This is a genomic window from Caproiciproducens sp. LBM24188 (assembly GCF_054130445.1).
In genome coordinates, this window is sequence record NZ_CP196862.1 from 287,385 (window position 1) to 310,235 (window position 22,851).

Annotated in this window: 16 protein-coding genes and 2 pseudogenes; 16 read left to right on the plus strand and 2 right to left on the minus strand. The window is 50.9% G+C overall.

What is annotated here, in order from left to right:
• The first annotated feature begins 989 nt into the window (after positions 1–989).
• The 9 genes and pseudogenes from ACSVDI_RS01325 (at position 990) to ACSVDI_RS01365 (ending at position 14,817) form a co-directional block, all read left to right on the plus strand.
• Positions 990–7,220, plus strand: coding sequence for an SNF2-related protein (locus tag ACSVDI_RS01325; RefSeq protein WP_457945589.1), 6,231 nt, complete (start codon positions 990–992; stop codon positions 7,218–7,220).
• Position 7,221: 1 nt separating this feature from the next.
• Positions 7,222–7,923, plus strand: a pseudogene (locus ACSVDI_RS01330) (DUF3849 domain-containing protein); the annotation flags it as partial.
• Positions 7,924–8,282: 359 nt separating this feature from the next.
• Complete coding sequence (locus tag ACSVDI_RS01335; RefSeq protein ID WP_457944152.1) at positions 8,283–8,627, plus strand: plasmid mobilization protein; 345 nt, start codon at positions 8,283–8,285, stop codon at positions 8,625–8,627.
• A 164-nt stretch (positions 8,628–8,791) separates the two neighbouring features.
• The gene (locus tag ACSVDI_RS01340) at positions 8,792–9,103 is read left to right on the plus strand and encodes a hypothetical protein (RefSeq protein ID WP_044946414.1); all 312 of its coding nucleotides are present in this window, start codon (positions 8,792–8,794) and stop codon (positions 9,101–9,103) included.
• Entirely contained in the window at positions 9,100–9,399 is a 300-nt protein-coding gene (locus ACSVDI_RS01345; RefSeq protein ID WP_087290289.1) for a CD1845 family protein, read from the plus strand. Before ACSVDI_RS01340 ends, ACSVDI_RS01345 begins: the two co-directional genes overlap by 4 nt.
• A gap of 307 nt (positions 9,400–9,706) precedes the next feature.
• A complete protein-coding gene (locus ACSVDI_RS01350) occupies positions 9,707–10,843 on the plus strand; it encodes an RNA-directed DNA polymerase (RefSeq protein WP_457944155.1) in 1,137 nt (378 codons plus the stop codon).
• Between the two features lie 51 nt (positions 10,844–10,894).
• A complete protein-coding gene (locus ACSVDI_RS01355; RefSeq protein ID WP_457944157.1) occupies positions 10,895–12,316 on the plus strand; it encodes an IS1182 family transposase in 1,422 nt (473 codons plus the stop codon).
• A gap of 119 nt (positions 12,317–12,435) precedes the next feature.
• The gene (locus ACSVDI_RS01360) at positions 12,436–13,317 is read left to right on the plus strand and encodes a hypothetical protein (RefSeq protein ID WP_457944159.1); all 882 of its coding nucleotides are present in this window, start codon (positions 12,436–12,438) and stop codon (positions 13,315–13,317) included.
• A gap of 87 nt (positions 13,318–13,404) precedes the next feature.
• Positions 13,405–14,817, plus strand: coding sequence for a relaxase/mobilization nuclease domain-containing protein (locus ACSVDI_RS01365; RefSeq protein WP_457944161.1), 1,413 nt, complete (start codon positions 13,405–13,407; stop codon positions 14,815–14,817).
• 189 nt (positions 14,818–15,006) lie between these two features.
• Here the strand turns inward: ACSVDI_RS01365 and ACSVDI_RS01370 are convergent.
• Positions 15,007–15,361, minus strand: a pseudogene (locus ACSVDI_RS01370) (helix-turn-helix domain-containing protein).
• Between the two features lie 259 nt (positions 15,362–15,620).
• Between ACSVDI_RS01370 and ACSVDI_RS01375 the strand changes: the two are divergent.
• The 3 genes from ACSVDI_RS01375 to tnpA all read left to right on the plus strand — a co-directional run bounded on the left by ACSVDI_RS01375 (position 15,621) and on the right by tnpA (position 18,412).
• Entirely contained in the window at positions 15,621–16,466 is an 846-nt protein-coding gene (locus ACSVDI_RS01375) for a helix-turn-helix domain-containing protein (RefSeq protein WP_457944163.1), read from the plus strand.
• Between the two features lies 1 nt (position 16,467).
• On the plus strand, positions 16,468–17,679 hold the full coding sequence (locus ACSVDI_RS01380) for an MFS transporter (protein ID WP_457944165.1): 1,212 nt from the start codon (positions 16,468–16,470) through the stop codon (positions 17,677–17,679).
• Positions 17,680–17,947: 268 nt separating this feature from the next.
• Positions 17,948–18,412: an IS200/IS605 family transposase gene (gene tnpA / locus ACSVDI_RS01385; RefSeq protein WP_457942767.1), complete on the plus strand. Its 465-nt coding sequence runs from the start codon at positions 17,948–17,950 to the stop codon at positions 18,410–18,412.
• A gap of 198 nt (positions 18,413–18,610) precedes the next feature.
• Here the strand turns inward: tnpA and ACSVDI_RS01390 are convergent, their stop codons facing one another.
• Positions 18,611–18,805 (minus strand): hypothetical protein, encoded by a 195-nt coding sequence (locus tag ACSVDI_RS01390; RefSeq protein ID WP_457944167.1) that lies wholly within the window; start codon positions 18,803–18,805, stop codon positions 18,611–18,613.
• A 36-nt stretch (positions 18,806–18,841) separates the two neighbouring features.
• Between ACSVDI_RS01390 and ACSVDI_RS01395 the strand changes: the two genes are divergently transcribed.
• From ACSVDI_RS01395 to ACSVDI_RS01410, 4 genes are all read left to right on the plus strand, one after another.
• Positions 18,842–19,255: a sigma-70 family RNA polymerase sigma factor gene (locus tag ACSVDI_RS01395; RefSeq protein ID WP_457944168.1), complete on the plus strand. Its 414-nt coding sequence runs from the start codon at positions 18,842–18,844 to the stop codon at positions 19,253–19,255.
• Positions 19,256–19,828: 573 nt separating this feature from the next.
• A complete protein-coding gene (locus ACSVDI_RS01400; RefSeq protein ID WP_457944170.1) occupies positions 19,829–20,059 on the plus strand; it encodes a DNA-binding protein in 231 nt (76 codons plus the stop codon).
• A gap of 84 nt (positions 20,060–20,143) precedes the next feature.
• On the plus strand, positions 20,144–21,358 hold the full coding sequence (locus ACSVDI_RS01405; RefSeq protein WP_457944172.1) for a tyrosine-type recombinase/integrase: 1,215 nt from the start codon (positions 20,144–20,146) through the stop codon (positions 21,356–21,358).
• A gap of 148 nt (positions 21,359–21,506) precedes the next feature.
• On the plus strand, positions 21,507–22,718 hold the full coding sequence (locus ACSVDI_RS01410; RefSeq protein WP_457944173.1) for a tyrosine-type recombinase/integrase: 1,212 nt from the start codon (positions 21,507–21,509) through the stop codon (positions 22,716–22,718).
• Positions 22,719–22,851 lie beyond the last annotated feature (133 nt).

Consider the following 22,851-nt stretch of genomic DNA (forward strand, 5'->3'; position numbering starts at 1 on the left):
AAACCCTCTATATCGGTGGCAACGGGGTTGGCAGCATCACTGCATGGTATGCCGAGGACGGCATCCACCTGTCTCACGGAAAGTCTGCCCGTTATGATAAGTCTGCCCAGGTCATTTCCTGGGAGAGTGCCGCCGAGCGTATCGGGCAGCTTTTGAAGGATGGCCAATTTGCCACCAATGTGGAGCTGACCGAAGCCGAGGGCTATGAACGCTTCCGTTTGGCTGAAAAAATCTGGCATCTGTACCATGATTTCAGCGATGAAGCCAGAGAATCCGGGTATCTGCCCAGCCTTGCCAACAATCCGGGGCGCGGTTTCCCGGAAGAATCCGCATGGCTTACCGAGCAGCTGAAAAGCCCGGAGTTCCGCCAGACCCTTGCAGAAGAATATGCAGCATTCTGGACAGCCTATCAGCAGGACCGGGATTTGCTGCGGTTCCACTACCACAAGCCCAAAGAGATTTGGGAAAACCTGCAAGATCTGTCCTTGCCCCGTACTACCTTTTCCTCTCAGCTGACAGAAGTACCTGCGGCCAAGCAGTTCATTTCCGATGACGAGATTGACGCCGCCATGACCAGAGGCAGCGGCGTGTCCGGTGGAAAAGGCCGCATTTTTGCCTTTTTCCAGGAAGTTCACACCGATAAGGAAAAGGTGGATTTTCTCCGGCATGAGTACGGGATCGGTGGGCGCTCCCATGCCCTGTCTGGCGCAATGGGCAGCCATGAAGATCACGACGGAAAAGGTCTGCGCTACAAAAAAGGCGGCTGCCCGGATGTGCATTTCACCTGGGAGAAAGTTGCCAAGCGGATTACCGGACTGATTCAGAAGGGCCGCTATCTTACCGAACAGGAACAGGCGGAGTACGATAAAATCCAGGCAGAAAAGGCCCTGGCCGAAGGAGAAACCGTGGAAACGCAGCAGCCGGACCCGGCTGTGTGGGAATACAACGACATCAAGGAGCGCCACCCGGATGATATGGTCCTGTATCAGATGGGCGATTTCTTCGAGCTGTATGGTGAGGACGCCAAAGAAGCCGCGCCGGAGCTGGGGCTGCAACTGGTCTCCCGTGCTATCCCTGGCGGTGGTCGTGTGGAGATGTGCGGGTTTCCGGCAAACCGGCTGGAGCAGTACCTGGAACAGCTTCGCACAAAGCATGATGTGACGGTTTCCGCCACCCTGGAGGGCAGCGCCCAGCGCCGGGAATATTCCGTCCTCTCCATCGACCACGAAGCAGAACAGGACATCAGCGCCCATGAAGCAGAGTACGGTGCTGACGGGTTCCGGGCATTCCGGGATGAAGAAGCCATCCAAGCTGCCACCCTCCGGGAGCTGCATGAGCGATACAAACCCATCGTGCTGGAGGCTGTTACCCAGGACATCAGATACCGGAACGCCTGCGGACACAGTGACCATGAAAGCGCCGTAATCGAAGGGAGATCGGCTATCCAGCGCGCTGTCTTGGCGTCCGGTAACAAAGAGCTGCTACATCTCTATTCTTATACCCCGGAGTTCCGGCAGCGCCTTCATCGGGAAGTCATCGACGAAACCTATCCCCAGCTCCATGAGCTGCTGCGTCCTCTCTCGGACAATGACATTGACCGGGCTATCCAGGACTGGAATGGCAAGATCGAGAGCAAACACGCCGTTGTCCGCTACATGAAAGACCATGCGCGGGAAAAAGACACCGCTGCGTGGCTGGCCCGTGAGTTTGACGGCGGCGATGGTAAAACCCCGTTTGCGGTCCGCCCGGAAAGCCCCAACGGAACGGTGCTGCCCTGGCCCAAGGTACAGCGCCGGATCGCCCAGCTCATCAAGGAGGAGCGTTTCTACACCCAAGTCGAGCAGGACAATCTGGACGATGTGGACCCCATCGCCATCCGGGAGGCCCTGGCCCAGCGCGGCATTGTGGACGGCCATGTGGTGGACCCGGAAAAGCTGGACAACGATCCCTTTGTTCAGCAGGTCATGCGGGATGTGGAGGCCATATCCAGAGAGACCGCCCAAGCAGACCAACAGGAACGCCCCGAACCGGCTGCCGAACCCCCGGCTTATCACGCCGAGACCGTGGCCGTCTATCCAGGTGACAAGAACCATCTGCCCTATGATGTGGTGGTTCAGACCCTGCGGACCAATGAGCCGGAGCCGCCAGCGCCTGCCGCCGAGCCGGAGAAAACCCTGGATGAAGTGCTGGACGAACACCCTGTATCCGTTCAGGTCAATGGCGAGTGGCAGACTTTCCCCAATGCCAGGGCCGCTGAAGAAGCTGTCTATGGGGAATACAAGGAGAACCTGCGCCGCACCGCCGAGAATTTCCGTATCACCGACGATCACCTGGGCGAAGGTGGCCCCAAGGCCAAGTTCCAAGCCAACATGGAGGCAATCAAACTGCTGAAATACCTGGAGGAAACCACCGGGCAGGCAACGCCGGAGCAGCAGCAAGTCCTCTCCCGGTATGTGGGCTGGGGCGGCCTTGCCGACGCATTTGACCCCGACAAGGAAAGCTGGAGCAAGGAATATGCCCAGCTGAAGGAGCTGCTGACCCCGGAGGAATACGCTGCCGCCAGAGGCTCTACCCTCAACGCCCATTACACCAGCCCCACGGTGATCCGGGCCATCTATGAGGCCGTGGGCCGCATGGGATTTGAGACCGGCAACATCCTGGAGCCGTCCTGCGGTGTGGGTAACTTCTTCGGTATGCTGCCGGAGAGTATGACCGGAAGCAAGCTGTATGGCGTGGAGCTGGATTCCATCAGTGGGCGAATTGCAAAGCAGCTCTATCCCAAGGCTGATATTATCGTGGCCGGATTTGAGACCACCGACAGGCGGGACTTCTATGACCTCGCCATCGGCAATGTGCCTTTCGGCCAGTATCAGGTTCGGGACAAAGCCTATGACAAGCTGAATTTCAACATACACAACTACTTTTTCGCCAAAGCTCTGGACCAGGTGCGTCCCGGCGGCGTGGTGGCCTTTGTTACCAGCCGCTATACGATGGATGCCAAGGATTCCACCGTGCGCCGGTATCTTGCCCAGCGCGCCGAGCTGCTGGGGGCAATCCGTCTGCCCAACAATGCGTTCAAGGCCAATGCGGGGACCGAGGTTGTGTCGGACATCATTTTCCTGCAAAAGCGGGATCGTCCGCTGGACATCGTGCCGGAGTGGACGCAGACCGGCCAGACCGAGGATGGCTTTACCATCAACCGCTATTTCCTGGACCACCCGGAAATGGTGCTGGGGCGTCCCACCGCTGAAAGCACCCAATACGGCAAGCAGGATTACACCGTGGCCCCCATCGAGGGGCTGGAGCTGGCCGATCAGCTGCATGATGCCGTGAAGTACATTCGCGGCACCTACCAGGAGGCCGAGCTGCCGGATTTGGGCGAAGGCGAAGCCATCGACACCTCCATCCCCGCCGACCCCAATGTGAAGAACTACTCTTACACCGTGGTGGATGGGGCTGTGTATTTTCGGGAGAACAGCCGCATGGTGCGGCCTGACCTCAACGCCACCGCCGAGGCTCGTGTCAAAGGCATGGTGAAGCTGCGGGATTGCGTTCAGGAACTGATCGACCTGCAAATGGACGCAGCCACGCCGGACAGCGACATCCGGGAGAAACAGGCGGAGCTGAACCGGCTCTATGACGATTTTTCCGCTAAGTACGGCCTTATCAATGACCGGGCGAACCGGCTGGCCTTTGCCGACGATTCCAGCTATTATCTGCTCTGCGCGCTGGAGATTGTGGACGAGGACGGCAGGCTGGAGCGCAAGGCGGATATGTTTACCAAGCGGACCATCAAGCCCCATGAGGCGGTGACTTCTGTGGACACCGCCAGCGAAGCTCTGGCCGTATCTATCGCGGAAAAGGCCCGTGTGGACATGGAGTACATGGAACAGCTCACCGGCAAGACCAGCGACGAGCTGGCCGCCGAGCTGCAAGGCGTGATCTTCCGTCTGCCTGGGCCGGTGCCGGAGGGAGAACGGCCCGCCTATGTGACCGCCGACGAATACCTGTCCGGCAATGTGCGGCGCAAGTTGCGACAGGCGCAGCGGGCCGCACAGCAGGACCCGGCCTTTGCCATCAATGTGGAGGCCCTGACCGCCGCGCAGCCCAAAGACCTGGACGCTTCGGAGATTGAGGTGCGCCTGGGCGCTACCTGGATCGACAAAGAGTACATCCAGCAGTTCATGTATGAGACCTTCAACACCCCGTACTATCTCCAGCGCGCCATCCAGGTCAATTACGCTTCTTACACCGCTGAATGGCAGGTCACGGGCAAAAGCTCTGTTTCTGATAACGATGTGGCGGCCTATACCACCTACGGAACCAGCCGCGCCAACGCCTACCGGCTGCTGGAGGATGCTTTGAATCTGCGGGATGTCCGCATTTACGACACCGTGGAGGACGCAGACGGCAGGGAGCGCCGGGTGCTGAACGCCAAGGAGACCACCCTGGCCGCCCAAAAGCAGCAGGCCATCCGGGACGCTTTCCGCGATTGGATTTGGAGAGACCCGGAGCGCCGCCAGGCCCTGGTGCGCCAGTACAATGAGGAAATGAACTCCACCCGGCCCCGTGAATACGACGGGTCTCACATCACCTTCGGCGGCATGAACCCGGCCATCACCTTGCGGGACCACCAGCTGGGCGCTATTGCCCATATCCTCTATGGCGGCAATACGCTGCTGGCACATGAGGTGGGCGCGGGCAAAACTTTTGAGATGGTGGCCGCCGCGATGGAATCCAAGCGCCTGGGGCTGTGCCAGAAATCCCTCTTTGTGGTGCCGAACCACCTGACCGAGCAATGGGCGTCGGAGTTTTTGCGGCTCTATCCCTCTGCAAAAATCCTGGTCACAACCAAGAAAGACTTTGAGACCCACAACCGGAAGAAGTTCTGCGCCAGGATCGCCACCGGTGACTACGACGCCGTTATCATCGGCCACTCGCAGTTTGAGCGTATCCCCATCAGCCGGGAGCGCCAGGAGCGGCTCCTTCAGGAGCAGATCGACGAGATCACCGAGGGCATTGCCGAGGTGAAGTACAGCGGCGGTGAGCGTTTCACGGTCAAGCAGCTGGAGCGCACCAAGAAATCCCTGGAGGCGCGGCTGGAAAAGCTCCAGGCCGAGGGTCGCAAGGACGATGTGGTGACTTTCGAGCAGCTGGGTGTGGACCGGCTATTTGTGGACGAGGCACACAACTACAAGAATCTGTTTTTATACACGAAAATGCGGAATGTGGCTGGCCTCTCCACCAGCGACGCCCAAAAGTCCAGCGATATGTTTGCGAAGTGTAGATATATGGACGAGATCACCGGCAGTCGTGGTGTTATTTTCGCCACCGGCACGCCGGTCAGCAACTCGATGACAGAGCTATACACCATGCAGCGGTATCTCCAGTATGACCGCTTGCAGGAACTGAGCATGACCCACTTTGACTGCTGGGCGTCGCGCTTTGGTGAAACGACGACGGCGCTGGAGCTGGCACCGGAAGGCACCGGCTACCGGGCGCGCACCCGCTTCTCCAAGTTTTTCAATCTCCCGGAGCTGATGAACCTGTTCAAAGAGGTGGCGGATATTAAAACCGCCGATCAGCTTCATCTGCCCACCCCGGAGGTAGAATACCACAACATCGTGGCCCAGCCCACCGAGCAGCAGCAGGAAATGGTGAAGGCGCTATCCGAGCGTGCTTCCCTGGTACACAGCGGCACGGTGGACCCCTCCCAGGACAATATGCTCAAGATCACCGGCGATGGCCGCAAGCTGGGCCTGGATCAGCGCATTATCAATCAGGCGCTGCCGGACGAACCCGGCACCAAGGTCAACCAATGTGTCGCAAACATCATGCAGATCTGGCGAGACGGCGAGGCTGACAAGCTGACCCAGCTGGTGTTCTGCGATATTTCCACGCCCCAGGCGGCCCCTTCCAAAAAGGCAGCCAAGGCGCTGGACAACCCCACGCTCCATGCGCTGGAACAGGCTGTGCCGCTGGAAGAGCCGGAGCCGGTCTTTACCATCTACGAGGACATCCGGCAAAAGCTCATCGCCCAGGGGATGCCCGCCGATCAGATCGCGTTCATCCATGAGGCCAACACCGAAGTGAGGAAAAAGGAGCTGTTCGCCAAGGTCCGTACCGGCCAGGTGCGCGTCTTGCTGGGCAGCACCGCCAAGATGGGCGCTGGCACCAATGTGCAGGACCGGCTTGTGGCGCTCCATGACCTGGACTGCCCGTGGCGACCGGGAGACCTTGCACAGCGCAAGGGCCGTATCGAGCGCCAGGGCAACCAGAATCCGCTGGTCCATGTGTACCGCTATGTGACTGAGGGAACCTTTGACGCCTATTTGTGGCAGACGGTGGAGAACAAACAGAAATTCATCAGCCAGATTATGACTTCCAAATCGCCGGTGAGAAGTTGCGACGATGTGGACGAAACGGCATTGTCCTTTGCCGAGATCAAGGCCCTGTGCGCCGGAGACCCCCGTATCAAGGAGCGCATGGACCTGGATGTGGAGGTCTCCAAGCTGAAGCTGATGAAAGCCGACCATCAGAGCAAGCAGTATCGCCTGGAGGATCAGCTGCTGAAATACTTCCCGGAGGAAATCGAAAAGCACAAGGGCTTTATCCAGGGGTTTGAGGCAGACCTGGAGACCCTGGCTGCCCACCCTCACCCGGAGGACGGCTTTGCCGGTATGGAAATCCGGGGCGATACCCTGACAGACAAGGAGAACGCCGGTGCCGCCCTGCTGGACGCCTGCAAGGAGGTCAAAGGCTCCGAGCCTGTGCAGATCGGCAGCTACCGGGGCTTCACTATGTCCGTGGAGTTTTCGGCCTGGAAACAGGAATATACGCTCCTGCTGAAAGGCCAGATGACCCACCGGGCGAGCCTCGGCACAGACCCACGCGGCAACCTGACCCGCATTGACAATGCGCTCTCTCAAATGCCCCAGCGCCTGGAGGCGACCAAGGCCCAGCTGGACAATCTGTACCAGCAGCAGGCTGCCGCCAAGGAGGAAGTGGGCAAGCCTTTTCCCTATAAGGATGATTTGCGGGTAAAATCCGCCCGTCTGGTGGAGCTGGATACGCTTCTGAACCTGGATGGCAGAGGCCGTTCCCAGCCGGAGTCCGTGATCGCCAAGAGCGCACGGCCCTCGGTGTTGGACAGCTTGAAGCGCCCGGTGCCGCCCCGCAGTCCCGAAAAGAAACCGAAACAGCATGAGGAGGTGCGATAACATGAAACCCAACGATCTGAATACGGCCCTCTATGAGAAGATGGCCGCCGAGCAGGACAAATACCGGGACTGGTTGAAAAGCCAGCCCCCGGCAGAGGTCCTGAACCACGCCTACGAATACACCATCCGGGAGGACATCGTGATGGCGATGGAGGAATTGGAACTGACCGACGCCCAGGCCCAGGCGCTGCTGGATTCGCCCACGCCGCTGGCTGATGTGTACCGTTACTTTGAGAAGCTGGAGACCGGCTACATGGATGTGATCCGGGACAGCATTGAAAACCGGGCCGATGACGCTTGCAAGGCCCAGGTGGAGCTGCGGAAAGCCGCCATCTATCCTCACTCGGCTGCCTATGCGAAAGAGCATGGGGAGCTGGAGCAGTACCGGGCCTCCAACCGGGCAAACCTCCAATGCAAAGAGGCCATTGAAGCGGCGGTGAGGGAACACTTCGACGGGATGTATCTCAGTCACGATGCCGCCAAGGGCGTGATTGAGACCTACGGTATGGACCGGGTCATGCTGGTCCTTGCCAACACCGTCCAGCTCCAGGACTGGGATGGGCGCTACTCGCCCCGCAACAAGGAATGGGCCAAGACCATCCCCAACTACAACTCCGATACCGTTCGGTGCGGCTATGCCGTAAACAGCCACCCCGCTGTCCTGAATGGGTTTATTGATCTGGTGCGCGAGGAACATCTGCGCCGCCAGCCCTTGACGGCAGAGGACATCCAAGCAGAGGCGGAACGGATTTTGCGGGAGCTGCGCGCACCGGATGTGCCGAACAGCCCCCACGGGACCCATTACATGGCCCGCATTTCCTCGGAGTTTCTGAATCGTGCCGGGAGCAAAGACCATGACCGGCTGATGAACCTCCTGCCGTTTCGCAGTCTGGCCTTTACCGGCATGAAAGGGTTGCCTGGGACCTATGCCACCATCCTGGCCAGCGAGGACCGTTCCAAGGAGCTGCGCCAGCTCCGGCCTTCTGTCCGAGAGCATTTGAAGCAGGAACCGAAACAGGCAGCCCCCAAAGCTCCGGGCCATAAGAAACGGGAGCCGGAACGGTGAGCGCCCCGAAGCGCAAGCGGGATGTCCAGGTGAATTTTCGGGTCTCCCCGGAGGAGCTGGCGCTGATTGAGCAGAAGATGTCCCAAGTTGGGACGAAGAACCGGGAAGCCTATCTGCGGAAGATGGCCCTGGACGGTTATGTGGTGCAGCTGGACCTGCCGGAGCTGAAGGAGCTGGTGTCCCTGCTGCGCCGGAGCAGCAACAATCTGAACCAGCTCACCCGCCGGGTGCATGAGACCGGGCGTGTCTACGACGCTGACATGGAGGATATTGCCCAGCGGCAGGAACAGCTATGGGAGGGCGTGAAGGAAATCCTGACCCAGCTCTCCAATCTTTCGTGACAGGGGTATATATCCCATCTGCGGAGGGAGGAACGGCGTTCTTTTCGCCGCGCCTCCCTCCGCTTTTTCTTTTTGTCTGTATCCTTGCCTTTTGATGGGGCTTGCCGGATAATAAAGGCAGATAGCAAAGTGTTCTCACATCTCACAAAGGAGTTGAGATACCGATGTTGACCTTTGAAAAGGTTTTAGAGATTTTCGAGGACTATCTGGCGCAGGATATGGAGCTGGAAGTCTACAAGAGCCGGTACGGATATGTCTGCGTGTCCTTCAACGGCTCGCCCCCGGACCCACCCTATTGCGAGGGTGATGTGTGCCGGACCCCGGAGGAACTGTTTGACCATCTGCTGGTCGAGTACGAATCCTTTGCCTCCATTCAGCTAACAAAAGGACGCCGGGAAGAAAACGAGGCCGACGAGGAGCAGGTCCGCCGTCTGTGCCAGAAGTATTTGGATCGTCGAGAGGAGGCCATGAAATGACCGTATTGAAACTGATTTTGAAGATTGTGATTGCGCCGGTGATTCTGCTGCTCACCCTGGCCATCTGGATTTGCGTGGGGCTGGTTTATGTGTCCGGCTTGGTGCTGGGCCTGCTCAGTACGGTGATCGCCCTGCTGGGCGTGGCCGTCCTGGTAACATACTCTCCGCAGAACGGCCTTATCCTGCTGGTGATCGCGTTTCTCATAAGCCCCTTTGGGCTGCCGAAGCTGGCCTTTTGGCTGCTGGGCAAGGTGCAGGATTTTCGGTATTTATTACAAGATTCAATTTATAGATGAACAAAACACCCCATTTGGTACGGTATCTAAACCGATCATATGGGGTGTTTTAATATAAACCTGTCACATTATCTATGATTAAATTATTTGATTAGACGCAATATGTTGAAGAAGACACCTTAAAGGTATATACTGTAAAAATAGGTTGAAATGTATCAGAATGCCTAGAACTATTGATGTATCTGAAAATAGCAACCTCATCTAAAGATAATATCAATACAAGAATTTTGTCCGAGTCAGCTTGGACAATAAATATTCTGTCAGGATCGTTGTTCAAGCTGCAAAAGAGGTGGATTAGTTGTTTTCAATGAGAGATATTTCCAAACAGGACAACCTGCTCCTAGCATATAATCGTCTATTAACCAATCCAGAGAGCACCTATAAAAATTTTTTTAGAGATACTTATTCTGCGTATGGAATGGCTATTAGTAAAAATATTGCTTTATTACATAAGAAGGTAAAATCTGGATATTTGCCAGTTGATACGGTTCGTGTGTTTATGCCCAAAGCAAATGGCTTAAGTAGAATGTATACTTTGATGTCCATCGAGGATCAAATTGTATATCAAGCATATGCGAATGTTTTAGCAGAAGCTTTAGTAACAAATCCAAAGGTAAAAAGGCGATACAAGAAAAGTGTATTTGGCAATTTATATTCCAATGCTGATAGTTTGTTCTTTTATCAGAAATGGCAAGATTCCTATAAAGCTTATACGAAAGCTATAATTAAGGCATATGAAAATGGAAACAAATATATTGCCTCATTTGACCTTACGGCTTGTTATGACAGTATAAATCATCATCTGTTACGAACTATATTAAAGGACAAATGCCACTTTAGTGATAATTGTGCTGATCTGTTTATTCAATTACTGGCTCGATGGGAGTCATCGGACGGTTTGGAACTTGCTACTGGAATACCTCAAGGCCCCCAAGCATCTGGGATAGTAGCAGAGGCAGTTTTACAAGAATATGATTTATATATTGAGGGACTACAAAAACAGATTCCCTTTCGCTATTTTCGATATGTAGATGATATTCGTATCCTTGCTGATAATGAGGAAACTGTTCGCTGGGTGTTATTTCTTTTAGACAAAAAGAGTAAAGAGCTAGGATTATTTCCTCAGTCATCTAAAATTGCTATTCATGAGATTTCAAATATTGATGATGAAATTAAACGCATCAGTAAACCATTATTCGAAGATGAACTTGATGATGAGAAAAAACCAGACATAGCTGTAAATGCAATAAAGTTATTGATGAAGGAAGAACCCGCTGATCTTACAACGATCAAACGCTATTTTCAATATGTAAAGCAAGACACAAAATCAAATAAACTAGCTATTGCTGCGGTTGAAAAATTCCCTAATATGATTCACTCGTTTGCATTCTATGTGCAAAGGTATCCTAGAAGAATACCTCAGCCTGTCGAAAAAGTCCAGTGAAAGCTGGGCTTTTTCGTTGTAAAATGGTAAAATATAGACAGGTGATGAAAGATGCTGGAACGGGAAAAACTACGCAGAGATGCAGTGGAATTTGTGAATACAGACCTATTGGTGCCGGGAAATCATCTGCTGCGAAAGATTGACAGCGCGGTAGATTTTAGCCATATTTATGATTTTGTAGAAGATTTGTATTGTGAGGGCAACGGTCGTCCCAGTGTGGACCCGGTCGTCCTGTTTAAGATTGTTCTGATCCAGCATCTGTACGGAATTCCCTCTTTACGCCGGACGATGCAGGAAATCAATATGAATATCGCGTATCGGTGGTTTCTGGGATATACACTGAACGAGGAGCTGCCGCATTTCTCCACTGTGAGTTACAATTTTAAGCACCGGTTCACAGAGGAAACCGTGGAGCAGGTGTTTTCGTGGATTTTGCAGGAGGCAAATTACGCCGGATATTTGGAGCCGGAAGCAGTATTTGTGGATGGGACGCATATCAAAGCAAACGCCAACATCAACAAAAAGATCAAAAAGGCAGTTCCTCAGGCGGCAAAGCGATATGCCTCAGAATTAATGGAAGAGGTTAACGCTGACCGGGAAGATCATGGGAAGAAGCCATTCGACAGTACTCCGAAACCGCCGAAGGAAAAAGAAATCATGGTGTCCAAAACAGACCCGGAAAGCGGGTTGTTCCAAAAGGGAGAACACAAGAAGTGCTTTGCCTACGAAGCACATACGGCCTGCGACAAACACAATTTTGTCCTTGACGTTGAGGTGACTCCGGGAAACGTACATGACAGTGTAGCATTTGACGCGGTCTATGGCAAAGTGACTCAACGGTTTCCTGAAATTGAAACGGTGGTGGCGGACGCCGCATACAAAACGCCGCATATCTGTAAACGGGTGTTTGACGACGGGCGGGTACTTTCCACAGCATACAAGCGGCCAATGACCAAAGCGGGAAATCTGGAATGGTGGAAGTATGTATACGACGAATATTATGACTGTGTGATCTGCCCTGAATATCAGGTTCTGCATTATGCAACAACCAACCGTGAGGGATACCGGGAATACAAAAGCCGGAGTTACATCTGCGAAAAATGTCCATTCCGTCCTCGCTGCACCGAGAGTAAAAGCTGTACGAAAACCGTAACGCGGCATGTGTGGCAGGATTATGTGGAGCTTGCGGAAGATATCAGGCACACACCGAAATACAAAGAGCTTTACAAAAAACGAAAAGAAACCATTGAGCGTGTCTTCGCCGATGCAAAAGTGAAATATGGGATGCGGTACACGCTCTACCGGGGCTTAACTCAAGTGACGAATTGGGTTAAGCTTAAGTTTGCTGCCATGAATCTCAAAAAGCTGGCAATGTGGAAATGGAGGGATGGCCATCCCTCCGGGTTTTTATTGATTTTACTTTGCTTATTTTCCTATCCTGCATATTATCAAGAGAACCCATCCTTCGTTTAACCGCGTTGGATGGGTTCTTCGACAATCTGAGGTATCCTAGAAGAATACCTCCGACCATTAGCAATTATATTTATAAATGTTGTCAAGATAAGACCCAACAATTCTCTTCAGGCATATTGTTGCAGGCTGTTATCGGTAATCTAAATGATAAAGATGCACACAGATTTACAGAACTTGCAAAACAGTTACTTAATGCAGATAAAAAGAGTAGCTTTATTATAGATAGTAGATATCGTTTACAACTAATCGCATTCATCCTTTTGTATGATTCCAAATTTGGAAGTAGGCAGAAAAACTACATTAAGAAAAGTAACTGGTGGGTTAGAAGCAATGTGGTTTATCAGGCACAAAAAAATGGTTCCTTAAATAAACTTGGACCGTCTTTTATTGAAGAATATATCAAGTCTCAAGAGTGCGAGTTAGCTACATCTGGTGCATACTGCTATTTACTGGCCCCGATGCCTAATAATTTGCCCCCAGTTAATACGCTTTCTCCATATGCTCAAAACATATTTAAACAAGCTGGAGTAATAAAACGAAATAGATATTCCAATAGTCAGATTCAACGATATTTGAAGGAGTTGGCAAACATTCAGCAAAAACTTCAATGGAAAAAGAAGTTAGGGAAAGATCATGATCAAATTGAGAGGACATTATTTACTGCAATAGGCTATTGGAAAACAGATCTCACTGCATTTGTAAACATTTGGGACACGATGGACGATAGGATTTGTAGTCTAATTACAAAGGATCATCCGGAACTGGGCGGCTACACACTTGGAAAGATTGGAGCGATAGTACAAAGTAGAGGATTTATCAGCAATATGCCTAAATTTCACAAAATGTGCATGGAGTTACATCAACTACGACTTCATTCACATTTATCACATTCTGAAATCAAGAGTACTCATCAGTATACGGGGCCAATCCCTCAAAACAAGAGAAGGTTGATTATTAAGCTCATAAAGGAAGGTGTTGAAGAACTAATTCAATATTGGTAACCCATTACAACATTTTTTATAATAATGATTCACACGGCGGTCTGCTTCGGCAGGCCGCTATTCTTTTTCAAGGGAGGTATCGTAGTAATGGCAACCACACGCATCATGCCGCTGCATATCGGCAAGGGCCGGACCGAGAGCCGAGCCATCAGCGCGATTATCGACTATGTGGCCAACCCGCAAAAAACCGACCACGGCAAGCTCATAACCGGCTACGAGTGCGACAGCCGTGTGGCCGACGCTGAGTTCATGCTGGCCAAGCGTCAGTATATTGCCGCCACCGGACGGGTCCGTGGAGCGGACGATGTGATCGCCTACCATGTCCGCCAGTCCTTCTGCCCTGGGGAGATCACCCCGGAGGAAGCCAACCGGCTGGGCGTGGAGTTTGCCAAGCGATTCACCAAGGGCAAACACGCTTTTATCGTCTGCACCCATATTGACAAGGCCCATGTCCATAATCATATCATTTGGAGTTCGGTCAACCTGGACTGTGACCGGAAGTTCCGCAATTTTTGGGGCAGCACGAAGGCTGTCCGGCGTTTGAGCGACACCATATGCATCGAGAACGGATTGTCCATTATCGAGAACCCAAAGCCCCACGGAAAAAGCTACGACCAATGGCTGGGGGACCAGGCGAAGCCCTCCCATCGGGGATCGCTCCGTGCTGCCATTGACAACGCCCTGGCACAAAAGCCCGCTGACCTGGACGAGCTGCTGAAGCTGCTCCGGGAATCCGGCTGCGAAGTATCCAAGCGCGGAAAATCCTACCGCTTGAAGCTCCCCGGCTGGGGAAAAGTGGCCCGGCTGGACAGCCTGGGCGAAGGCTACACCCAGGAGGACCTGCTGGCCGTTCTTGCCGGTCATAAGCAGCACATCCCACGCAAAAAAATCATCATACAGCCGGAGCCGCCCAAGGTCAATCTGCTCCTTGACATCCAGGCAAAGCTCCGGGCCGGAAAAGGTGCTGGGTATGTGCGGTGGGCCAAGGTTTTTAATCTGAAACAGATGGCGCAGACTGTGAACTATCTCACCGAGCATAATCTGCTGGAGTATGCGGTGCTGGAAGAAAAGGCTGCGGCAGCCACAGCCCACCATAATGAGCTATCTGCCAAAATCAAGGCAGCGGAGAAGCGCATGGCAGAGATCGCTGTTCTGCGGACCCATATCATCAACTACGCCAAGACCCGCGACACCTATGTGTCCTACCGGAAGGCCGGTTACTCCAAGAAATTCCGAGAGGAACATGATGAAGAAATCCTGCTCCATCAAGCGGCGAAAAACGCCTTTGACGATATGGGGATCAAGAAGCTGCCCAAGGTCAAGGAGTTGCAAGCCGAGTATGCCCGGCTCCTGGAGGAAAAGAAAAAGACCTATGCCGAATACCGGCGCTCTCGTGAAGAAATGCGGGAGCTGCTGGCGGCAAAGGCCAATGTGGACCGGCTCTTAAACATGGAGGCGGAACACGATACCGAAAGAGAAAAAGACCACGAGCAGCGGTAAGCTGATCGTGGTCCAAAGCGTTCGCAGAACGCGCAGCCGCAGAATGAAATTCTGCGTTCATGGGGGCTTGGGGGATACCCTCAACAAGCAGCGCCTGGAGTCGAATGGCTATCCAGGGGCATTGCTTGCCCCTTTTTACCCGGAAATGAAAGGAGCCAGTGAGGAAACAGTCAAATTTCACTCACCGGCTCAATTCGTTTCAAATTTCTCGGATAGTTCTGTTAGTTCTTTCGCAGTCTCCTGCGTATGGTGCAAGAGGGTTTCACGCATTTCTGACGGACAGCTGCAATAAAGCATCTTCATCTGATTGGCTCCCTCATCCTCTGAAGAAACATCTGGATTGATCAGAGTGTCCAGAGAGCGGAAGCACTTTTGCCAATGCCTTCAAAATCAAATAGGACGGATTTATTTGTCCCTTTTCAATGCTGGCGATCTGCTTGACAGATACATGGCTCAGATCCGCAAGCTCCTGTTGCGTCAGGTCTTTTTTCTTTCGGGCTTCCCGCATTTTTTGCCCCAAAGCGGTCAAATCATCAATCGGCATAATCACTCACCTCAAATATATTCTATCGTGCCGATTTGCACAAAGGAATAACCTTATTATGCCGGTTGATAGGAATGATTATACTGATTTTTGGTAGAACGAGAGCCAAAGACTATTTTTAATATTTGTTTTTCAAGTATAATTACAGTATAATAAATGACCCATCTGAATTTAGAGAGGATTTTCAAAATTCGCAATAATTATTAAAACAATCTTTTTTGATTTTGTTATTATGCTTGATGGAAAGGAGGGAACATAAATGGGCAATCAATCAGTCATCAGCATAGAGGCAGTCATTGACTATATCGAAAGTCATCTTGACGGCAAACTGGAATTAGAAACGGTTGCGGAGGCTGTTCACTATTCAAAATATCACTTGCACCGGCTATTTACCGGCACCGTAGGAATGACAATCCATGATTATGTGCAACGCCGACAGCTTACGGAAGCGGCGAAGCTCCTGGCCTTTTCGGATAAGCCTATTATCGAAATTGCGTTTATCTGCGGATATGAGAGCCAGCAGTCTTTTTCATTGGCTTTTAAGGCTATGTATAAGTCACCACCCGCAGAGTACCGCGAAAACCGGAGTTTTTACCCTTTGCAATTACGCTTTACATTACATCGGAAAATGGCGGCTATGGAATTTACAATGCAGGACATTCGTTTAGCCAAAAGGGAAGATATTTCCGATTGGATGAACTTAATGCGGCTTGTGATTGATGGCTATCCTGTGATGGATGAAGTTGATTACTTAGCTAAACTGGAAAAAAGTATTGACGAAAAACGGGCGCTTGTGTTAAGAGATGGAAATATTCTCATTGGAGCGATGGCATTTACCTATTCTCCAGGCAGTATCGAATTTCTTGGGGTGCATCCACAATATCGTAATCATGGACTTCAAAGGTTATTCCTGGATGCTTTGTTGGAAATATATCTGCCGGGGCAAGAAATAAGCACAACAACCTATCGAGAGCAAGACAAAGCAGATACAGGACATCGGGATATGTTATTACAACTTGGCTTTGCCGAAAAAGAATTGCTGACAGAGTTTGGCTACCCTACGCAACGCTTTGTGCTCCCTCCTAAAAAACAGGAGGATATGTAAAATGGATGACACACAGCGCACAGGCTGGCAGAAAAGAATACTTCTTTTCTTGACCAGTCAATGTATTACACTCTTTGGCTCTACGCTTGTCCAGATGGCGCTTGTCTGGTATGCGACCATGCAAACATCCAGCGGGGCGTGGGTTGCCGCATTTACAGTCTGTTCCTATCTGCCGCAATTTCTCATTTCGTTTGTAGGCGGCGTATGGGCAGACCGATACCATAGGAAAAAATTGATTATAGGCGCAGATATGCTGATTGCTTTTGCCACTTTCATAATGGTTTTGGCAATTCCGCATATTTCATCAGAGCCCGCTCTGCTTGGCGGTCTGCTTGTTATGTCGGTCATTCGATCTTTAGGGGCAGGAATACAAACTCCAGCGGTCAACGCTGTTATTCCACAGCTCGTCCCGGAAGATCAGCTTATGCGATACAACGGCATCAATGCAACCATGCAGTCTATTGTCAATTTCGCGGCTCCGGCGGCGGCAGGCGCAGTTTTTGCAATCAGCACATTGAGAACAACACTTATGATAGACATTGTAACGGCGATCACGGGAACGGGCCTATTGTCCTGCCTGGCGCTTCCGAAACAGAATACTTCCGCCCGGAAAGCAAGTGTTTTTTCTGACATGAAAATTGGCGTTAAGTATGCTTTTTCAGACAAGCTGATTGGAAAACTTTTAATCATTTATGGGCTATTCACTTTCTTTTGTGTTCCAGCAGGCTATCTTGCAGGACTTCTTGTTCGGCGAGTATTCGGTGATACTTACTGGTATCTTACCGCAGTGGAAGTAGTAGGGTTCGCAGGTATGATGGCAGGCGGAGTTATTATGAGTACATGGGGAGGTTTTAAGCACCGAGGAAAAACTTTGGCAGTTGGACTTTTTGCGTTTGGCTCTTTTGCAATCGGAATGGGCTTTTCAAAGAATTTTATTTTTTACCTTGGCCTAATGGTATGTTATGGAGTCGCATTAACAATGGTGCAAACAGCAATTACCACTATGTTACAAGAAAAAACGGACACCTCTATGCAGGGGCGTGTATTTGGATTACTTGGCACGATGTATGCTGGCTTTTTACCGATTGGTATGGCTATGTTTGGCCCTTTGGCTGATATTCTTCCCTTGCAGTGGATTATGATTGGATCAGGTATAGCCCTTATTGTAATTGCAGGTATAGCTTATTATAGTCGGGAACTCAAAACAATCTAAAAGAAAAAAGTCGCCCAACGGGAATAAAAAAAACCGTTGTTTCGGCGGCTGGGTATTTATGCGCCAAAACAAAATACAGTGGCCTTACGGCGGTTTTGAAATAACATATTTCAGAGCCGCCGTTTCTTTTGTAATACGAAAACTCCCGGCTATGCCGGGAGTTCCAAAAAAGCTTTAGCGATGAGTATAGTAAAAAGCCTCCTTTTGATATAATAAAGCTGCGGTCTGCCAACTGCAACAAGACATATCAAAAGGAGGAACATTCGACATGAAGACGAATGACATAGATAGTTTAAACCATACGAGCTGGAATTGCAAATACCACATAGTGTTTGCTCCCAAGTACCGTAGAAAAGTAGCATATGGAAATATGCGGGTTGAGATAGGGAAAATATTAAGAGAACTGTGTAACTGGAAACAGGTGGAAATTGTAGAGGCAGAGGTTTGCCCCGACCATATACACATGTTGGTAAAGATACCACCGAAGATGAGCGTATCCGGATTCGTAGGGTTTCTCAAAGGGAAAAGCACCTTGATAATTTTTGAGAGGCATGCAAATTTGAAATACAAATATGGAAATCGTACATTCTGGTGCAGGGGATATTTTGTAGACACGGCAGGAAAGAATGACAAAGCAATAGCCGAGTATATCAAAAATCAACTGGCAGAAGACCAGATTGAAGACCAGATGACGCTAAAGGAGTACGTCGACCCGTTTACGGGTAGCAAGTAACAAGCTTTTGCAATTGGCAGACCGTACCAGCGCCTTGAGGCGCCGCCAGAAAAACAGGGCTTTGCCCGCATATGAAGAACCCCCGGCTTTGCCGGGGGGTAACTATTCAACGATGCTCATGCGATCAGGAGGGCGGTATTATAGGAGGATACCGCCATGTCAATTTTCGTCATTCACAATAGCCATGAGTTACACCAGCTAAAAAAAGTCTTGCCCCTCCTCCGGGGAGATATGACTATCTATCGGCATTATCATTCTTACTAAAACAGAAGAATCATAGTCATTTTTGTTGCGCCAGTTTCCCATTGCGGGGAGCTGGCGCTTTTTATTGTCGATTTTTCGGGAAAGCTCCCGAAGTATGTCGCTGCCGATCTCCGCCTCCTTTCGATTCACTCGTCAATCGCCCGTGAATCGAAATGGAGGTACATAATGAAGAAAGTCAATCTTAGGGACTTATATCCCGATGTTTACAAAAATGATCACTTTGTAGAAGTAACGGAAGATGTGCTGGAGACGATCCGAGCCGCTGAGCGCGCAGAGGCTGCCTATGACCGGAGAATGTATCGCTATAAGGCGCATTACTCCCTGGACTGCGACAACGGCATTGAAAATGCGATCCTGATGAAGCCCCAGACACCGGAAATGCTTCTGGAGGAAAAGCAGCTGCGGGAGCAGCTTTATGCCGCAGTGATGGCTCTGCCGGAGAAGCAGGCCAAGCGGATCTATGCCCGGTATTACCTGGGTATGCGCGTGAGTGAGATCGCCGCAGAGGAGGGTGTAGACCCAAGCCGTGTTCGTGACAGTATCCGGCGCGGTCTGAAACAGCTGGCAAAGTATTTTTGAAAAAGTTTCGTTTGGTGCGCTCGTTTTTTGCTCTTTTTGTCAGAGTTAATAAGAAGGACAAGTTTTCTCCCTTCAACAGCACTTTGACAATTTCATAGACAGCATAACAGGTACATAACCCGTGTACGAGCGAGTGTGGAACGCCGCGAAGATGGAGCAGCCAGGAGGGAGGTGATGGACAAGCTGTTTCGGAGCGATCAACGGCCCTGTAACCCGGATGGTGGCACATCCGGCGCGATGACGGCGCGGGGGCTTAAAGATACTTCCTCACGGCCCGCCAAAGACTTGGGGGGAACCCTGCGGCGCACGTTATGAACGACGCTGCGGAGTTATGACAGCCGCGCCAGCGGAGACCTGTTCTGTCCCCGGCGTCAGGGATGCGTGGCAAATGTGACGAAAGCAACGGATATAATCTGAAAGGATGCGTCCATTTGCTGTTAGCAACAAGACAACATTTAGGTGCAGTCCTTTCTTTTCAAAGTCAGATACCATGCGCTGGCAGCTCCGGTTGCCAGCGCATTCATGTGATTTTGAAAGCCACAACCACATCCTTGACAGAAAGGGGGAACATTTATGGAAAAACTGATTTCTCGAAAAGAGGCGGCCAAAATCCTGGGTATCAGCATTGCAACTTTGGATGCAGCGCGCACCAGCGGGCTGATTTCCTATGTTCAGTATGTGCAGAACGGCTGTGTGTATTTTACAGATGCGGGCCTTCAGGAGTATATCGCAAAATGCACCCATCGTGCAAAGCCGGTGGAAAAAAGCACTACATACCGTAAGCCGCGAAGCGCCAGAGCTTGAGCTATTCCGTATCCTTGCTGGAACCTAAAATGTCTGATAAAACAAAGGTACAGCGCTGGAGATTATTCTTAGGAGGTGACGGAATTGGCCAAACGGCAAATAATAATTCCTCAATATGGCACCGTCATGAAAAAGGGTGTTCTGTATTATAGAACCAGAATCAAAGATGCGAATGGAAAGCTCATTGCTCTTTACGCAAAAACACCTGAAGAACTTTACAAAAGAGAAACGATTGCATTGGAGCAGATTGAGAATGCTACTTTCCATCGGAAAACGCCTACGGTGGCCGAGTATTGTGAAAAGTGGCTGCTGATGCAATCGGTCCATGTGCGAGCAACCACCTTGACGGACTATACCTCAAAGGTCAGGCGGCATATCATTGCGGAACTGGGAGATAAGCGGATGGGAGAGGTTAGCTTGGACGATATTCAGCTTGCTCTCGTTCCGGTTTCTAAGAAATCCGTATCGGTTTACAAGTCCGTGGTGATTCTTTATAAGTCTATCTTTCGTTCAGCAATGGAAAGCCGGATTATCGACCACAACCCGACAATTCATCTAATGACAAAAGGGGGCGGCGTTCCCCAAGAGGATCGGCAGGCTTTGACGGACGAACAGGTAGAACGCCTTTTAGACGCTATCCGAGGTTTGCCGCCTTATGTATTTGTTATGATCGGCTTGTATGCGGGCCTACGACGTGAAGAAATTCTTGCACTGCAATGGGATTCTGTATATCTGGATACGGACACTCCATACCTGACGGTAAGGCGGGCATGGCACACAGAGCATAACAGACCGGTCATCCTGGATGAATTGAAAACAAAGGCGGCGGAGAGAAATATCCCTCTCCCTGTTTGTCTGGCAGAGTGCTTAAAAGAGGCAAAAGCAACCTCAACTTCGGAGTATGTAGTTTCAAACCGGGATGGTGAACCGCTGTCTTACACACAGTTTAAGCGGCTCTGGCAGTATATTGTTACCAGAACCGTTAAGGAACGGTCGTATTATCGGTACGAAGATGGAAAGCGTGTAAAACATACGGTTACCCCTGTTCTTGGAGAAAAGGCAGCTCATAATGGCAAGGTGGTTTACAGCTTGGATTTTGAGGTTACTCCGCATCAGCTGCGGCATACCTACATCACCAACCTTATTCATGCCTCGGTAGATCCCAAAACGGTTCAATACCTGGCAGGCCATGAAAGCAGCAAGATTACCATGGACATCTATGCAAAGGTCAAATACAACCGGCCGGACGAGCTGGTGAGATCAATGAGCAGCGCATTTGCAGGCTGGGAAGCAGTATAAGAATAAAATAGGAAGTGAAACAGGAGCGAGGCAAGGATGTCTCGCTCTTTGTTTTGCATCAGCCGTATCTTTGATTAAATTGAGGCTTTCTGATAAAAAGGGAGTGTAGATACGGAAACTGCACATTATCAGGAAAGGAAGATCGAAGATGGCTAAAAAGAAACCGGAGGTCCCGAAGTATGGAACCATTACATTAAAAGGAATCCAGTATTACAGGACCCGGATTATGGACGCAGATGGTAAGCAGGTGAGTCTGTATGCCACCACTTGCGAGGAATTATATGAGAAGGAATTAGAGGCGCGACGGCAGGTGGAGGAGATCATCTTTCATCGGCAGCATCCAACGGTGGCAGAGTATTGCGAAAAGTGGCTGTTGATGCAGTCGGCAAAAGTTTCTGCCTCTACGCTCAGAGGCTATACGAGGGACATGAAAAACTATATCATCAAACCCTTGGGCGAGATGTATATGGAGGAAGTCACTTCTGATGATATTCGGTTGGCGCTTGTCCCGCTGTCGAAAAAGTCAGAGGGATTGTATAATAAGGTAAATATGCTCCTAAAATGTGTTTTTTACACGGCAGAGCGGAGCCAAATTCTCGAACACAATCCCTGTGAAGGAATATCGGGCAAAGGTGGAAAACCCGCAAAAAAGAGGGAAGCATTAACCGATCAGCAGGTAGCCGTGCTTCTGGATACAGTCAAAGGGCTTCCCCCCTACTTATTTATTATGCTTGGATTGTATTCCGGTTTGCGCCGGGAAGAAATCCTCGCGCTGCAATGGGACTGTGTATTTCTGGACGAGCCTACACCTTATCTATCGGTAAGGCGAGCATGGCGTACAGAGCATAACAGGCCCGTGGTTTCTACGGTGCTAAAGAGTAAAGCAGCCAAAAGGGATATTCCGATTCCCAAGTGCCTGGTGGATTGTCTGCGGGAAGCCAAGGCTGCCTCCAAATCGGAATATGTGATTGCCGACAGTGAGGGACAGCCCTTGTCATATTCGCAGTTCAAACGGGTCTGGCAGTACATCGTCGTTCGATCTGCCAAAGAGCGCACCTATTATAAGTATGTGAACGGACAGAGCATCAAGTACACGGTTCAGCCAAGCCTGGGAGGGCATCAGAAAAATAATCCCAACATTGTGTATAGCCTGGACTTCGAGGTAACTCCTCACTTGTTGCGCCATACCTACATTACCAATCTCTTGTATGCAGGCGTTGACCCCAAAACGGTTCAATACCTTGCCGGACATGAAAACAGTAAGATAACTATGGACATCTATGCAAGAGTGAAGTATAATAAGCCAGAACAGCTGGTTGATGTAGTAAATTCTGCATTTCACCAAGCGGTTCCCTCTTAAAAGCGGCCTATTTCTTGGGTTAAGGAATAGGACAACCGATAAGCCGACATCGAAAAAAGGCCGGAATATCAAGGAAAATGAGCGCATAGACGATAGAAGTACGGCTTGAAAGCAGCCCGTCGCGCTCCGCAGT